Source organism: Bacillus sp. FSL L8-0152, assembly GCF_038006365.1.
GTDB classification, from domain to species: Bacteria; Bacillota; Bacilli; order Bacillales; family Bacillaceae_G; genus Bacillus_A; species Bacillus_A cereus.
Map to the genome: position 1 here is coordinate 1,965,428 of NZ_JBBOVB010000001.1, position 16,346 is coordinate 1,981,773.

The following is a 16,346-nucleotide window of genomic DNA, read 5'->3' on the forward strand; positions in this document are numbered from 1 at the left end:
GTGAAATATAATAAAAAAAATTCTTGAAAATAGTTAGTAAAAATAGGCTTGCTTTTTAAAAAGTTGATAACTATAATAAATTAACAAATAGACATGAACGAAAAAGTAACGATAAGGACAAGAAATCATTTTTACGGTTTACAGAGAGGGAAGCCAAGGGTGTGAGCTTCCTAACACGAGAAATGATTTTACCACCTTTGAACTTCAATAGTGAACGAGTAATCTAGTAATTATTGACGGTATCAGCCGTTATCTGAACTTGAGCAATCTAGGGAGAAATACGTCTAGATTGGAACAAGGGTGGAACCACGAAAACACATTCGTCCCTTTCCTAGGGATGAGTGTGTTTTTTTACGGATTTAGAGATTGAAAATTTAAAATAATTAAAAAATAGTATTGATTTTGTTTTTTATGCGAGTATAATGAGTTAACAAATAAACATGAACGAAAAAGTAACGATAAGGACAAGAAATCATTTTTACGGTTTACAGAGAGGGAAGCCAAGGGTGTGAGCTTCCTAACACGAGAAATGATTTTACCACCTTTGAACTTCAATAGTGAACGAGTAATCTAGTAATTATTGACGGTATCAGCCGTTATCTGAACTTGAGCAATCTAGGGAGAAATACGTCTAGATTGGAACAAGGGTGGAACCACGAAAACACATTCGTCCCTTTCCTAGGGATGGGTGTGTTTTTTTTATTACTTTGAAGGGAGGTGCGGTAACATGAAACTATTTATAAGTACGGAAATAACCACCACCTGCATGACAAAAAAGCAGAGTAAGGTGATTTATAGGTGTAACAATTAAACTTTTAGGAGGAGATTAGAAGATGAATAACGTTATAAATGTTGGGGTATTAGGTTTAGGTACGGTCGGAAGTGGTGTTGTTCATATTTTGAAAGAACATTATAAAAAAATCGCTCTTGATACAGGATACGCAGTGAAAGTGAAAACAGTCGTTGTACGTGATTTGGAAAAAGAACGCGATGTTTGTATTGACGGAATTGCAGTCACAAGTCATGCAGATGAAGTTCTAAATGATTCAAATATTGATATTGTAGTAGAGGTAATGGGCGGAATTGAAGAAGCAAAACAGCATATTGTTAAGGCTTTAGAAAATAAAAAACATGTCGTAACAGCAAATAAAGATTTAATGGCTGTATATGGTGCAGAGCTTCTTCAACTGGCAAACGATAATGATTGTGATTTATGTTATGAAGCGAGCGTAGCAGGCGGTATTCCAGTGTTAAGAGGACTAACTGACGGGCTAGCATCAGATCAAATTGAAAAAATAATGGGAATTGTAAATGGTACAACAAATTATATGTTAACAAAAATGAGTCAAAATGGGTGGTCTTATGAAGAGGCTTTACAGGAAGCACAAAAATTAGGTTTTGCAGAATCGGATCCGACAGCAGATGTAGATGGACTAGATGCGGCGAGAAAGGTAGCAATTCTTGCAAACTTAGGTTTTTCGATGAATGTTTCATTAGATGATGTGCAAGTAAGAGGGATTCGAAAGGTCGAAAAAGAAGATTTACAAATGGCTGAAAAGTTAGGATTTACTATGAAGTTAATTGGGAAAGCAGAAAAACAAGGATCAGCCATTCATTTAAGTGTAGAACCGACACTTTTACCAAGTCGTCATCCATTATCGAATGTAAATAATGAATTTAATGCAGTATATGTTCACGGTCAAGCGGTAGGAGAAGTAATGTTTTATGGACCTGGAGCTGGAAAGTTGCCAACTGGTTCTGCTGTAGTAAGTGATATTATTTCCATCGTTAAAAATATGAATCAAGTGCCGAAAAATAAAAGTGCGTTAAAAGAACCAGTTCCTTATGAATTACAAGGTGATGAAGAAGTAGTTTCGAAATATTTCTTGCGTATTTCATTACGAGATGAGCCTGGGATGTTACAAAAAATAACAGAATGTTTCGTTAATTATTCTGTAAGTTTAAAAGAAGTTATTCAATTACCTTTAAACCGTGAACTGGCAGAAGTTGTTGTTGTGACACATCGAACTTCCAAGTATCAATTCGAACGAGTTTTAGGAGCGATAGAAGCTGTCGCAAGTGAAATAAACAGTTACTACATTATTGAGGAGGAAAAACAATATGTATAAAGGACTATTAAAACAATATGCTTCTTATTTACCGGTGAATGAAAACACACCTGATGTCAGTTTAATGGAAGGAAACACACCTCTTATTCCGTTATTAAATATATCAAAGCAATTAGGGATTCAGCTATATGGTAAGTACGAAGGAGCGAATCCGACAGGTTCTTTTAAAGATCGTGGTATGGTGATGGCAGTTGCTAAGGCGAAAGAAGAAGGTTCAGAAGCAATCATTTGTGCATCAACAGGTAATACATCAGCATCAGCTGCAGCATATGCGGCACGTCTTGGGATGAAATGTATAATCGTAATCCCTGAAGGAAAGATTGCGCATGGAAAATTAGCGCAAGCGGTCGCTTATGGAGCTGAAATTATTTCAATAGAAGGGAATTTCGATGATGCACTTAAGGCTGTAAGAAATATTGCTGCAGAAGAGCCGATTACATTAGTAAATTCAGTGAATCCTTATCGAATTGAAGGACAAAAAACAGCAGCATTTGAAATTTGTGACCAATTGCAAAATGCACCAGATGTTCTAGCTATCCCTGTTGGGAACGCAGGGAATATTACAGCATATTGGAAAGGCTTCTGTGAATATGAGAAAGAAAAAGGTTATAAGAAGCCAAGAATTCATGGCTTTGAAGCAGAAGGAGCAGCGGCAATTGTAAAAGGGCATGTAATTGAAGAGCCTGAAACAATTGCAACAGCAATTCGCATTGGTAACCCAGCAAGTTGGTCGTATGCAGTAGAGGCTGCCGAGCAGTCTTGTGGTGAAATAGATATGGTATCAGATGAAGAAATTTTACATGCGTATAGGTTATTGGCAAAAACTGAAGGAGTTTTCGCTGAACCGGGATCAAATGCTTCATTAGCTGGCGTAATTAAACATGTTAAATCTGGAAAAATCAAAAAGGGAGAAACAGTTGTTGCAGTATTAACTGGAAATGGTTTGAAGGATCCTGATATCGCTATTTCTTCAAATCAACTAGACATCGCAAGTTTGTCAAATGATATAGAACAGATTAAAGATCATATTAAAGGGGTGATTATGTCGTGATACCATTAAGTGTTCGTGTCCCTGCTAGTACGGCAAATGTTGGTCCTGGATTTGATTCAGTTGGAATAGCTTTGTCATTGTATTTAGATGTGGTGGTTAAAGAAAAAGCTGATAAATGGCAAGTAATCCATTCCTTTGAAGAATCAATTCCGACAGACGATAAAAATTTAATCGTTAGCACGGCATGTAAAGTCTGTCCTTCTATATCACCCCATATAATAGAAGTTACTAGTAATATCCCATTAACAAGAGGGCTAGGAAGTAGTGCATCAGCGATTGTAGCTGGGATAGAACTTGCGAATCAACTAGGCAATTTGAACTTAACTGCTGATCAAAAAGTTCAAATTGCTACAAATTTTGAAGGACATCCTGATAATGTTGCTGCTTCTATATTAGGTGGAACTGTAATCGGAGCACTTGATGGAAAGGATATTTCCGTCGTAAGAATTGAGAGCAAGGAGTTAGGGGTAATTTCTCTTATTCCGAATGAAGAATTAAATACAGATGAAAGTCGATCTGTATTACCAAAGATGTTTCCGTTTCATGAGGCAGTTAAAGCTAGTGCGATAAGTAACGTATTAGTAGCTGCATTATGTCAAAAGCGGTGGGAAGTTGTAGGTGAAATGATGGAGAGAGACCATTTTCACGAGCCATATCGTTTAGAACTCGTACCGTTATTACCATCTATTCGTAAATGCGCAAAAGAATTTGGTGCGTACGGTACAGCACTTAGCGGTGCGGGACCATCTATTTTTATATTAACGCCATATGAGAAACGTCAAGAAATCGCTGAGCAATTAGCGAGAGTATTTACAGATATGAAAGTATGTGAGCTTGAAATCGACCATAAAGGTATTATTGTAAATAAGGAAGAGCATATTGAATCGTAAAGAAAGCTGGCATGGCTAGCTTTCTTTACGTTGCAAACCTATTTTAAATTAGGTTTTTTCGGAAAAAAATATAAAACAAATGTTGATTTTGAATAATGTAAGTAAAGAGTGCATTCATTTTGGAGGTGATTAAATGAATAAAGAGTCACCAGAAGAAAAAAGAGAGCGTATGAGACAAAGTGAATTAAAAAGTAATCCTACGGGTTCTTTACATGACGGACTCAATAGAGCGGAAACAGGTAGTCCAGTTGATATAGCAGGCGGTATGAATTGGAAAGGTACAGGGATAATCATTTTAGTACTACTTTTAGGATACATTGTATACACTTATTTTTTCAGTTAAAGAATGCTTGTTAAAATTTTGATTTGTTTAGTTTCATAATTGTTGAGAAAAAATGCAGTTACTGTATTACATATCTTCTAAGCGAATTATAGTTGTTCATATCAACTTTTAATACTCCAAATAGAGCTAGCAAAATTGAACTGCACCCCAATTGTTAGACACAGTCTAACAATTGGGGGTGCAGTTTTTCTATGGCTAAATTTACAGCTGATGAAAAAATACAAATCGTTCTACGTTATTTGAACGGAAATGAAAGTTATCGAGAAATAGGTAAATCGCTCGGTATAAGTGACACAATCATTTTGAATTGGGTAAACCAATATAAACAGAATGGTCTGGAAGCTTTTCTAAAACGATGTACAAATTACACACAACAATTTAAACTAGACGTACTAAACTTTATGATTGAAAACGGTATGTCCTTATTTGAGACGGCAGCTATCTTTAATATTCCTGCCCCTTCAACGATTTCTGTTTGGAAAAAACAGCTCGAAACACAAGGAATTGATATTGATGCCCTTCAATCTAAGAAAAAGGGGCGTCCATCCATGAAAAAAGATTCAAATAAACAATTAAAACAACCTTTAGCTGAAGGGTCAGTCGAAGCACTTGAAGCACGCATTAAACAGCTTGAGATGGAAAATGAGTACTTAAAAAAGTTAAATGCCTTAGTTCAAAACAAGGAAAAATCACAAAACAAGACAAAGCGCAAGTAGTCTACGAATTAAGGCATAAATATTCGGTCAAGGCACTCGTGGAGCTAGCTACTATTCCTCGAAGCACGTATTATGATTTAGTAAAGAAAATGAATCGTCCAGATCTAGATGCCGATTTGAAAGCTGAGATTAAAGCGATTTATGAGGAAAATGAAGGTCGTTATGGTTACCGTCGCATTCGTGATGAATTAACGAATCGTGGCCAGAAAGTGAACCACAAGAAGGTTCAGCGCATTATGAAAGAGCTTGGGTTAAAGTGTGTTGTGCGTATGAAGAAATATAAATCCTATAAAGGAAAAGTCGGTAGAATTGCACCTAATATTTTAGAGCGTAATTTTTATACAGATGCACCGAATCAAAAGTGGGTAACAGACATCACAGAGTTTAAATTGTTTGGAGAAAAACTGTATGTATCACCTGTATTAGATTTGTATAATGGTGAAATTATTACCTATACAATTGGTTCTAGACCGACGTATTCGCTTGTTTCAGACATGTTAGAGAAAGCATTGGAACGTTTACCTGAAACCCACCAGCTACTGATGCATTCGGATCAAGGATGGCATTATCAAATGAGACAGTACGTCCTTACACTTGAATCAAGAGCTATCGTTCAGAGTATGTCTCGAAAAGGCAACTGTTACGACAACGCAGTAATAGAAAATTTCTTTGGGATTATGAAGTCGGAGTTCCTCTACATAAAAGAATTTGAAAATGTAGAGCACTTTAAAATAGAATTAGAAAAATATATAGATTATTATAATACGAAACGGATTAAGGCAAAATTAAAAATGAGCCCAGTACAATACCGGACTCACTTTTATCAAGCTGCCTAATGAAATAACCGTGTCTAACTTTTAGGGGTCACTTCAAATGCTAGCTCTATTATTTTTTGCCACATTCCTGTAACAAACCACCTGTATATTCATTGGTGGAGGTGCAGAGGATGAAAAAAATGATAGCGATATGTCTTCTAATAACTATGCCATTTTCGACTTTAGTCGGTTGTGACGTAAAAGGTAGTAATGCTGTACAAGAGTCTAAAATAAAGAAATCGACGTATAAAGATTTTACTTATGATGTAAATCCAGAAACATTCACATTAACTGTAGAACATGAGGGGGTAAAGGAACAGGCATCACAACCCCTACCGAAAATGAAGGTATCGAATGTAAAAAAAGAAAAGGATCGTACATCGTGGGAATATCCAGATCAAAAAGTAAAAATAAAATTAGAAAAGAAAAAAGACCACTTAAACATTGAAGTGGAATCGACTGGTGCAGAAAGCTTTACATGGCCGAAAGTAGAAGCTGAAAATTATACACTTCCGTTATGGGAGGGTAAGCAAATTCCGAGCAATGATGAGAATTGGAAGAAGTTTTTAAAGGATGATGCATATTCATTTGCTGAATCATTTTCTATGAAGTTTTTCGCTTTAAATGGTTCGAAATATTCAATTGTATATATTGCAAACAATATGTTTAATAATGAATTGAAATTTCATTCGGATCCGAAAATAGGATTTGATTTTACACATGAATTTCCGAGCATAAATAAAAATAAAACATATGGATTTCAATTATATGTGACAAATAATGATGCGGTAAGCATTGCTAAACTGTATAAGGATGATATTGTTCGAAAAGGTGAATTTAAAACATTACAAGAAAAGGCTAGAAAAAATAAAGAAATCGAAAAGTTATATGGAGCGGCGCATTTTTATTTTTGGAATCAAAATGGTTTATCAGAAAATAATATAAATTGGCCAAAACTAAGGGAGCAAATAAATAGCCCGCTGTTTAGTCATATAAAAGAACTTATTCAAAAGAATAGTTCAGAGCCTGGGGAACTGAATGTATTAGATCAAGTAAGTAAACAAGATTTCATTGATAAGTATCAAAAAAATGTTATTTTACGTTATATAAACGAAGTATTATCCATGAAGGAATTTTATAAAGAGGATATTTTTCAAAACGTTGATCAGGAAGCTAGTGTGCTAGTAAAGAAAGGTGTAGGTCACTTAACGAACACAGAATTGTATAGCTTAAATAAGCATTTATTAAAGTCGCTACTTGGTGATGCGGTTGAAGAGGTAAGTAAATGGGGTAATGCAGATGGAACGGACATACTAAAGGAAATGAAAGAGGTAGGAATAGAAAAAGCGTGGATTGGTCTGCCGAACTGGGAACAAGGATTTATGCAACCTAATTTCGTGACAAAAGCGAAGGAAATGGGGTATTTAGTTGGTCCGTATGATTCATATCATTCCATTCACGAAAAAAGTGATAAAAATTGGAACACAGCATCCTTTAATGACCCATCATTATATGAAGAGGCTACTGTAACGAAGAAAAACGGAGAAAAGGTGCAAGGCTTTTTAGGCAGAGGTCGCAAGTTAAACCCGACTTTATCGCTGCCTAGTGTAAAGGAACGCATGAATGATATATTACAAAATGGTCCTAAATATAATTCATGGTTTATTGATTGTGATGCGACAGGTGAAATTTACGATGACTATTCAGCGAAACATATAACGACACAAGAGCAAGATTTAAAAGCACGTTTAAAACGAATGGACTACATTGCACAAGAAAAGGGTATGGTCGTTGGTTCTGAAGGTGGAAATGATTTTGCTAGTAGTACGATTGCATTTGCACACGGAATTGAAACACCTGTTATTAAATGGGACGATGAAGATATGCGGAAAAATAAAACAAGTCCGTATTATGTCGGTGGATATTGGTCACCAAATCAAAATGTTCCCGAAAAATATGCAAAACAAGTACCATTGAAAGAAGAATATAAACAAGTGTATTTAAACCCAGTATATTCGGTACCATTATATAAATTAGTATACAATGATTCCATTATTACAACGCACCATTGGGAATGGGGAAGTTTAAAGGTAAAAGATGAAGTGGGAAATCGCATGCTGTCTGAATTATTGTATAATGTTCCTCCGTTGTACCATTTAGATGAAGTAGAGTGGAATAAACATAAAAAAGAAATTACAGAGCATCTAAAAGTTTGGAATGAAGTTCATGAAAAAGCAGTAAAAGAAGAGATGACGAATTTTGCGTATTTGTCAGAAGATAAGCTAGTACAATCTGTTTCTTATGGGAAAAATATTAAAATCATTGTGAACTTCTCAAATGAAGACATGGAAGTAGAAAAAGCGAAAATAAAAGCAAAGTCGGCTTTTATTGATAATCAGGGGAAGAAAAGCATGTATACGCCGTTTGAGAAATAATAACGTGAAATATACTGTATTCATAGAGGTTTTATCATTAGCTGGACTCTTTATTCATATCGTTTATCTGGAAAAAGATATCCTAATTTAAAATGAAAGAGTTAATGAATTTATAAATTCGCATGTTGCGAAGTGCTAAATTTTTGAAATTGGTAAATAGTGACTTGCCAAAAATAAGTACGAGAGTATAATGTGAAATGGAATACATATTGGGTTTTAGTAGTAACCTTACAAAATTGTAAGGTTAATGAAAGGAAATTCAATATGAAGATAAATAGACTTACATTATACTTGGTAAAGAGAAAGAGAGGCGAATGGGTATGAGCTCTGAATTAGAACAAAATACGAGAAGTAATAAAAAGCGTTCTAAAAGAAAGTCAATAAAATGGTTCATATTAATTCCATTTTTCCTACTTATTTTTGGAGGAGTAGGATATGGTTCGTTTATATATAATAAAGCAAAAGCTGTTGTAAATGATGCGTATGCGAAAATTGAAAAGTCATCAAAGCGTGATAAAGAAGTTGAACCTTTAAAGGATAATATTTCAATATTAATCATGGGTGTAGATGGAAGTGAAATGAGAAAAAGCCAATATGGCGAAGCAGTTCGAACAGATGCACTTTTATTAGCAACAATTAATAAAGATGATAAGTCTGTTAAGCTAGTAAGTATTCCACGTGATTCACGTGTTTATATTCCAACTAGAAAAAAATTAGATAAAATTACTCATGCTCACGTATTTGGTGGCGTAGAAAGCACACGCGATACGGTGGAAAGATTTTTAAATGTCCCTGTTGATTATTATGTGAAGTTTAACTTTGAATCATTCGTACAAATTGTCGATTCAATTGGTGGTATTGATATTGATGTACCAGTTACTTTCACTGAACAAGATAGTAAAGACCAAGCTGGTATGATACATTTAGAAAAAGGTTACCAACATTTAAATGGAGAACAAGCACTTGCACTTGCAAGAACGCGTAAAATTGATAGTGACGCAATGCGTGGACAGAGACAGCAACTTGTAATAGAAGCAATTGCCAAAAAAGCGATGTCTGTTCAATCAATTAGCAAAATGGGCTCTTTACTAGATGCGGTTGATAAAAACATGAAAACGAACTTAACATTTGACGATATGCTTGCCATTACAAAAAATATGGCAGGATCTAATTTGGAAATGGAAAAAATGCAAATAGAAGGTACAGATAAACGTATCGGTGGTATTTATTATTACATTCCAAATGAAAAAAATGTAAAAGATATTTCAAAAAAATTAAATGATCATTTAGGTGTAACGCCAAAACCAGTTCGAAACGAATAATAAAAAAAGATTGGCTTTTGCCAATCTTTTTTTTTGGAATGTATTTGTAACTTTTCTGTAACGATTTTTTAGTTTAGAAAAATTATACTCATATGTATGAGTATAATGGATAGGTAAAAAAGTAAAAGGACATATTCAAAATTTGTGGTAAGGAAAGATATCATATGCAGAAATGGTTAAGCATGATGGGAATTATCTTTATATTGACTGGATGTAAAATGTCTGAAGCTCCAACAAGTCTAATGGAAGCTCCAACAAATAAAAAATGGATTAATGAATTAAATGAACAAATTGATAAAGATTTACCTGTTAATTATCGCTTACTTACTCCAATGTCTAATAGAGATAAACAGACGACATGGTCAATGAATTTCGAGCGAGATAATAAAAAAGAAGCTGTCATCGTATATAAGATACCTAATGAAGATTATCATATATATTTAGCCGTATATGAGAAGAAAAATAATGGATGGAATATGAAGTCAACCTATACATTTGATGGGGAAGAAGTAGATATTGTTGAGGTAGGAGATTTCACAGGGAGTGGGAAAAGGGAACTATTGATAGGAATAACTACCAATCGTGATTTATTAGAAAACACAATGTATGTTTTTTCCGATGAGAGTGACGATATAAAGGAATTTTATAGACAGAAGTATACAAAGTTATTTATAGATGATTTAAACAAAAATGGTTTTAAAGACATAAGCCTTGTTTCGCATATGAAAGATGAACAGTTGAAGGTTCAGTTCATTGAAAAGTTTAAGGTATTGTCAGAGGTTACATTTGATCCGTATATAAATAGTATTCAAAGAATACAAATGGGTCGTATTTCTAAATCATTAAAGGCAGTTGTAATCGATGCGGGAACAGGGGCTCATTCAGGTATAACTTATGTAGCAAAATTTGATCAGGATCATTATGAAGTATTACCTATAGATGGGAAAGAAGATTTATTTAATGAATATGTTGTAGAAAGTAAAGATGTTAATGAAGACGGCATTATTGAATTTGTTCGTACTGTACGCCCAAAAGGTTGGGAAGATAAATCACATGGTGATAGTCCGCTTTTCGAACGTTACATACAGTGGAGTGAATCTGGAATTAAACCAATTGAAGAACGATATATAGATATAGAAAAAGGGTATTATGTGAAAATCCCTAAAGAGTTAATAGGGAAAATTACAATACCAGATCAGCAAAAAGAATCAAATTCTCAAAAGTTTTTGGATACAAGAACAAATGAAATATGGCTTGAAGTTCATATTTTTAAGCGGAAAGAATGGTTCAATATAAAAGGCTACAGTGCAGCAATTAAAACGGCTTCTCACGTATATGCAGTACCGAAGCAATCAAAATTTGAAAAAGTGAAAGCATATATAAAACCGCTAGCGGATTATCAACAAGAGTAGGAGGTGAGAATTATGTCAAAAATTTTAGTTTTAGAAGATGAATTAACAATCCGTAGCTTTATTGTTTTAAATTTAAAACGTGCTGGATTTTATGTAATAGAAGCTACTACTGGAGAAGAAGCGTTACAAATTTTGAGTGAACAAACTGTTGATATAGCACTGCTGGATGTAATGTTACCGGGGATTAATGGTTTAGAAGTTTGTAAGGCTATCAGGAAAGAAAATAAAAAAATGGGTATTATTATGTTAACCGCACGTGTACAAGATGAAGATAAGGTGCAAGGACTAGGAATAGGTGCAGATGATTATATTGCAAAACCGTTTAGTCCAGTAGTATTAACTGCACGTATACAGTCTTTATTAAGAAGAATAGAAGTACATGAAGAAAAAACGAATATTGTTACGTCAGGTCCATTTTCGTTAAATATTATAGAAGAAAGATTGTATAAAGATGGACAATTAGTTGATTTAACACCTACAGAGTATATGATATTACAGTATTTAATGAATCAGGCTTCAAAGCCAGTTTCGCGTGATGAAATTTTAAATATGATTTGGGGAACCAATTACGTAGGTGAGACGAAAGTGGTAGATGTAAATATGAGACGGTTACGTCAAAAGATAGAATGTAATCCATCAGAACCTGAATTTATTCTTACGGTGTGGGGAAAAGGATATGTGTGGAAGGAAAGTATAAGATGAAACGGAAAGTGACTTTATATTTTATGACGGTCATTACACTTATGCTTGTATTATTTGAAGTTGTATTTTCAGTCTCAATTTATCGATACTATTATAATGGTATTGTGCAATATATAGAGTCTCATGCGAAAACGAGTACACGTTTTTTTTCAGAATACAATTCACTATACTTTATTCGGTTACAAGAATATAGTGGTGACATAATTAGTAGCTTTCAATTAGAAGGAACAGAATTACAGTTAATTGATCGTCACGGCTCGGTTATACAATCTTCAAGTGGTGAAAAGATAGAAGGTAAAGTCAATATTCCACAATCATTATTAGAAGGTGAAATGTATAATCAAGTTACTAAGAAAGGTAATAAAAAACAACTAGAGGTGCTAAGCCCACTTATACATCAAGGACAAACTATTGGTGTTTTAAAATATACGACTGTTTTAACAAATGTAAATAAAAAGATTATTGAAATTATTACGTTTACTATTTCTGTAGGTATTGTTATTTCGGGAGTCGTCTTCTTAATTAGTAGACGTTTGGCAAATTCATTTGTTGAGCCAATTGAATCCATTATTCAAGCCTCTTCACAAATTGCAGAAGGCACATTAAAGCAAAAAATTAAAGAAGATTATCCTGGAGAATTAGGTGACTTGGCACATAGTTTAAATTATATGGCCTATAAAATAGATAAGGCTGAGCAGATGAAAAATGAATTCATTGCTTCTATTTCGCACGAAATACGAACGCCTTTAACAGGAATTAAAGGTTGGAGTGAGACGTTAAAAACAGTAGATCATTTAACAGAAGAAGAAATAAAGCAAGGTATGGGCATTATTTCAGGTGAGACAGATAGGTTGATTCATTTAGTAGAAGAATTGTTAGATTTTTCAAGATTACAATCAAATCATTTTAATTTATATAAACAAAAGGTGCAATTGTACGATATACTAGAGGAGACGATTTGGCAATTAACTCCTAAATCGGAAGAGAAGGAAATTCAATTTATTACTACTATAGACCGAATTGAATTGATGGGAGATCGAAATAGGCTAAAGCAAGTTTTCTTGAATATTGTTCAAAATGCAATTAAGTATTCACATAAAAAAAGCACAATACACATTGAAGCGACTAAAATAGAAGGACAAGCAGTGATTAAGGTAAGAGACGAAGGAATTGGAATTGCTAAAGAACATTTACCATATATTGAGCAATCATTTTACCAAATTAATAATCATGCTGCAGGTGCAGGTATTGGTTTAGCTATCGTTAAAAAAATGGTGGAGCTTCATGGCGGTGCGCTTAGTGTTACAAGTAAAGAAGGAATAGGAACAACAATTTTGATAAAACTCCCATTATAATACAAATAAAATCTATTTATATGGTGAAATAAAAATAAATAGATGTATAATTATATTGGGCGATTTATATATAAGATTAATAGGGAGAGGAATTCGATAGAATGGAAAAAGCTTTAAAAATTAAACAAATAGTAGTCGTTTTAATAGCGATTGCCGCAGTAGCTATTGGGTATTACATGTTTCAATCAATTACTTCACCAGCAAAAGCTGTTGCGAAACAAGAAAATGTAGTGCAGCTTGCAAGTGAACAGCCGAAAGTTGAAATGAATAAAACGGCACCAAGTCGTTTTAATGGAAAAGAAAGAAAAGTTGCTTATCTTACATTTGACGATGGGCCAGGGAAATATACGGCTGAATTATTAAATACGCTAAAACAACATGATGCGAAGGCGACGTTCTTTTTAATTGGAGCGAATGTCAAAGAATTTCCTGATTTAGTGAAACGTGAAAATGCTGAGGGTCATTATGTAGGCATGCATAGTATGACACATAATTTCGCAAAGTTATATAAAAATGGCGAGTATGTAAATGAGATGAAAGAAGATCAAGGTTTAATCGCTAATATTATTGGGAAATCACCTAAATTAACACGTCCTCCATATGGTTCGATGCCTGGATTGAATGAAGGTCTTCGAAATAAAGTGGTAGAAAGCGGATTTAAAGTATGGGATTGGACAATTGATTCATCAGATTGGAAATACAATAAAATGCCAGTTGATGCAGCTGCAGCACAAATTGCTCAAAATGTATTAACAAACGCAACAAAACCACAAGAAGTAATTTTAATGCATGATATTCACCCGCAATCAGTTGCTGCTGTGCCAGCAATTTTAAAGGGGCTAAAAGAAAAGGGTTATGAGTTTGAAGCTTATCATGAAGAGAATCACTTCCCAGTGAACCTCTGGCATGATAACCGTATGTAATGGAGGAATGAACGTTGAAGTATGGAAAAGTAGCAGTAGTAGGAGCATTATCAGTAGGACTTTTAACAGGTTGTTTCGGTGAAAAGCCAGAAGAAAATCTATATACAGCTTTTGAAACAGCAGCAACACAAGAAAAATCTTTAGTGGATGAAGCAAAAAAATTAGAGCAGTTAGAGAAACAAGGGCAAGAATTATATGCTCAAATTTTGCAAGAAGGTAAAGATCATAATGAAGCAGTTGTGAAGAAAATAGAGCAAGCTACTGCAAATGTAGATGATCGTGAAAAAGTATTGAAAAGTGAAAAAGAAATGTTAGAAAAAGCACAGAAGGAAACAAAATCTGTTCAAAGTAATATAGAGAAGATTGAAGATAAGAAGTTACAAAAACAAGCAAAAGCAGTAGAAGAGTCGTATAAAAACCGTTATGATGCATTCAAAAAGATGAATGAAAATTACACGAAAGTGTTAGCGACTGAAAAAGAACTGTATGAAAAATTAAAAGTAAAAGAAACGAAATTAAAAGAAATCGGTGAAAAAGTTAAAACTGTTAATGAATTAAATGTGGAAGCACAAAAGTCGAAAGAGCAGTTTAACAAATTTACAAAAGAGTATAATGACAGTAAATTAGCATTCTACAAAGATGCAGAAATTAAGATTAAAGATCAGAAATAAAGAAGAATCTAAAGTGTAATAAAAAGCCGGAGAAACATCGTTATAAATGTTTTTTCGGTTTTTTACGTTAAATGAATAGAAAAGACTGGAATTGATATCATAAAAGAGTTATAGTGAGTTATTCTAAGGGAAACATTGTAAAGTAAGGAGAATGGAAATATGTCATATGAATTTTTACTCAAATTAGGTTTAGCACTCTTTTTAGGATTATTCATCGGGATAGATAGGCAGCTAAAGAATAAACCACTTGGTGTGAAAACAAGTATGGTTATTTCTGTAGCAAGTTGTTTAATTACGATGGTTTCAATTGAATCTGTGCATGTATATTCTGTTCCAGGACATACAAATATGGATCCGATGCGACTGGCCGCTCAAATTGTTAGTGGAATTGGTTTTCTTGGCGCAGGTGTCATTTTACGAAGAAGTAATGATGTTATTTCTGGATTAACAACAGCTTCTATGGTGTGGGCTGCTTCAGCTTTAGGGATTGCAATTGGTGCGGGATTCTATTTACAAGCGACAGTTGCTATGGTTTTAATTATTTTAGCGATTAATGTACTTCCGCAACTTGTGAAAATTGCAGGACCGTATTCATTAAGACAAAAGGATTTATCTATAAAAATTACTGTTAAAGAGCATCATGAGTTAGATGGTATATTTAAGCAAATTAAAAATTTAGGCATGCATGTGAAACGCGTGAAAATTAAAGATATAGATAGTGGAGCATTTCAGCAACTGGAGATGGTTATTTTAGCTCCAGAAGATTTATATACAACAGAGTTATATAGTTCCCTGAAAGAGATTGATCGAGTAGTTTCAGTTGAAGTGGAAAGTAGATAATTGTGATAAAAAAGAGTGAAGTGAATTCACTCTTTTTTATTTGGATTTTTAAGGAATGAAATTGATATAATGATGAGTAACAAGGGGGAGAAATGATGGGAATACATATTAGAAGAGCAATAAAGGATGATATACCAGGTATAGCAAAGGTGCATGTTGATAGTTGGAAAACAACGTATAAAGGGATATTTGCTGACGAAATTCTAGATAATGTAGCATATGAGAAACGAGAAAAACAATGGGAAGATATTTTTCAAAAAGAAGGTAATCATCAATTTAGATTTGTAGCAGAGAATTTAAATGGAGACATAGTTGGATTCGTCGATGGGGGAGTAGAAAGAACTGGTACATATAATTGTGATGGAGAATTATATGCAATCTACCTTTTACAAGAGTATCAAGGAATGAAAATAGGACAAAAGTTATTTCAAGCTTTATTATCGGATTGTATAAACAATGATATGCAATCACTTTTAGTTTGGGTTGTTACGAATAATCCTTCTAAAAAGTTTTATGAAAAATTTAACCCTGAAAAAATTGATACGAAATTTTTAGAGAGAGTAAGGGTAGAAGAAACAGCGTATTGTTGGAGAGATTTGAATTTGTTATACAAAAAGTTATATAGATTTGCTTAAATAATATTATTATGTAAACTTTATGTTTGAAAGAGGTATACCAATTAAGGTATACCTCTTTTGTTTAACCATTTTGGATAGATTACTAATGAAAAATAGTAAGTATG

Annotated in this window: 14 protein-coding genes and 2 other annotated features; all 14 genes read left to right on the forward strand. The window is 33.7% G+C overall.

Features of this window, described 5'->3' with window-relative positions; genetic code table 11:
• Nucleotides 1–99 precede the first annotated feature (99 nt).
• Nucleotides 100–331 (forward strand) — a binding site (T-box leader).
• A 115-nt stretch (nt 332–446) separates the two neighbouring features.
• Nucleotides 447–678: a binding site (T-box leader), on the forward strand.
• Nucleotides 679–833: 155 nt separating this feature from the next.
• The 14 genes from MHH27_RS10010 to MHH27_RS10075 all read left to right on the forward strand — a co-directional run bounded on the left by MHH27_RS10010 (nt 834) and on the right by MHH27_RS10075 (nt 16,239).
• Nucleotides 834–2,129 carry a homoserine dehydrogenase gene (locus MHH27_RS10010; RefSeq protein ID WP_098251028.1) on the forward strand — a complete coding sequence of 432 codons (1,296 nt, stop codon included), beginning with the start codon at nt 834–836 and terminating at the stop codon, nt 2,127–2,129.
• Nucleotides 2,122–3,180, forward strand: coding sequence for a threonine synthase (gene thrC / locus MHH27_RS10015; protein ID WP_000276434.1), 1,059 nt, complete (start codon nt 2,122–2,124; stop codon nt 3,178–3,180). The genes MHH27_RS10010 and thrC overlap by 8 nt, the downstream gene beginning before the upstream one ends.
• Nucleotides 3,177–4,070 (forward strand): homoserine kinase, encoded by an 894-nt coding sequence (thrB, locus tag MHH27_RS10020; protein ID WP_098251029.1) that lies wholly within the window; start codon nt 3,177–3,179, stop codon nt 4,068–4,070. Before thrC ends, thrB begins: the two co-directional genes overlap by 4 nt.
• A gap of 133 nt (nt 4,071–4,203) precedes the next feature.
• On the forward strand, nt 4,204–4,413 hold the full coding sequence (locus MHH27_RS10025; protein WP_001031479.1) for a DUF6366 family protein: 210 nt from the start codon (nt 4,204–4,206) through the stop codon (nt 4,411–4,413).
• Nucleotides 4,414–4,604: 191 nt separating this feature from the next.
• A protein-coding gene (locus tag MHH27_RS10030; protein WP_340942218.1) for an IS3 family transposase occupies nt 4,605–5,965 on the forward strand; the annotation gives its coding sequence in 2 pieces (ribosomal slippage) (nt 4,605–5,064 and nt 5,064–5,965; 1,362 coding nt in all).
• A gap of 110 nt (nt 5,966–6,075) precedes the next feature.
• Nucleotides 6,076–8,379: a glycoside hydrolase gene (locus MHH27_RS10035; protein ID WP_340942394.1), complete on the forward strand. Its 2,304-nt coding sequence runs from the start codon at nt 6,076–6,078 to the stop codon at nt 8,377–8,379.
• Nucleotides 8,380–8,699: 320 nt separating this feature from the next.
• Nucleotides 8,700–9,701: an LCP family protein gene (locus MHH27_RS10040; RefSeq protein WP_002093954.1), complete on the forward strand. Its 1,002-nt coding sequence runs from the start codon at nt 8,700–8,702 to the stop codon at nt 9,699–9,701.
• A 164-nt stretch (nt 9,702–9,865) separates the two neighbouring features.
• Complete coding sequence (locus tag MHH27_RS10045) at nt 9,866–11,113, forward strand: hypothetical protein (RefSeq protein WP_001174878.1); 1,248 nt, start codon at nt 9,866–9,868, stop codon at nt 11,111–11,113.
• 12 nt (nt 11,114–11,125) lie between these two features.
• The gene (locus MHH27_RS10050) at nt 11,126–11,815 is read left to right on the forward strand and encodes a response regulator transcription factor (RefSeq protein WP_000036074.1); all 690 of its coding nucleotides are present in this window, start codon (nt 11,126–11,128) and stop codon (nt 11,813–11,815) included.
• The gene (locus MHH27_RS10055) at nt 11,812–13,170 is read left to right on the forward strand and encodes a sensor histidine kinase (protein ID WP_000824526.1); all 1,359 of its coding nucleotides are present in this window, start codon (nt 11,812–11,814) and stop codon (nt 13,168–13,170) included. Before MHH27_RS10050 ends, MHH27_RS10055 begins: the two co-directional genes overlap by 4 nt.
• Before the next feature lie 101 nt (nt 13,171–13,271).
• A complete protein-coding gene (locus tag MHH27_RS10060; RefSeq protein ID WP_061661212.1) occupies nt 13,272–14,093 on the forward strand; it encodes a peptidoglycan-N-acetylglucosamine deacetylase in 822 nt (273 codons plus the stop codon).
• A 14-nt stretch (nt 14,094–14,107) separates the two neighbouring features.
• A complete protein-coding gene (locus tag MHH27_RS10065) occupies nt 14,108–14,764 on the forward strand; it encodes a YkyA family protein (RefSeq protein ID WP_000873563.1) in 657 nt (218 codons plus the stop codon).
• A 159-nt stretch (nt 14,765–14,923) separates the two neighbouring features.
• Nucleotides 14,924–15,604: an MgtC/SapB family protein gene (locus MHH27_RS10070; protein ID WP_000119510.1), complete on the forward strand. Its 681-nt coding sequence runs from the start codon at nt 14,924–14,926 to the stop codon at nt 15,602–15,604.
• A gap of 92 nt (nt 15,605–15,696) precedes the next feature.
• Nucleotides 15,697–16,239, forward strand: coding sequence for a GNAT family N-acetyltransferase (locus tag MHH27_RS10075; RefSeq protein ID WP_061661211.1), 543 nt, complete (start codon nt 15,697–15,699; stop codon nt 16,237–16,239).
• Nucleotides 16,240–16,346: the final 107 nt, after the last annotated feature.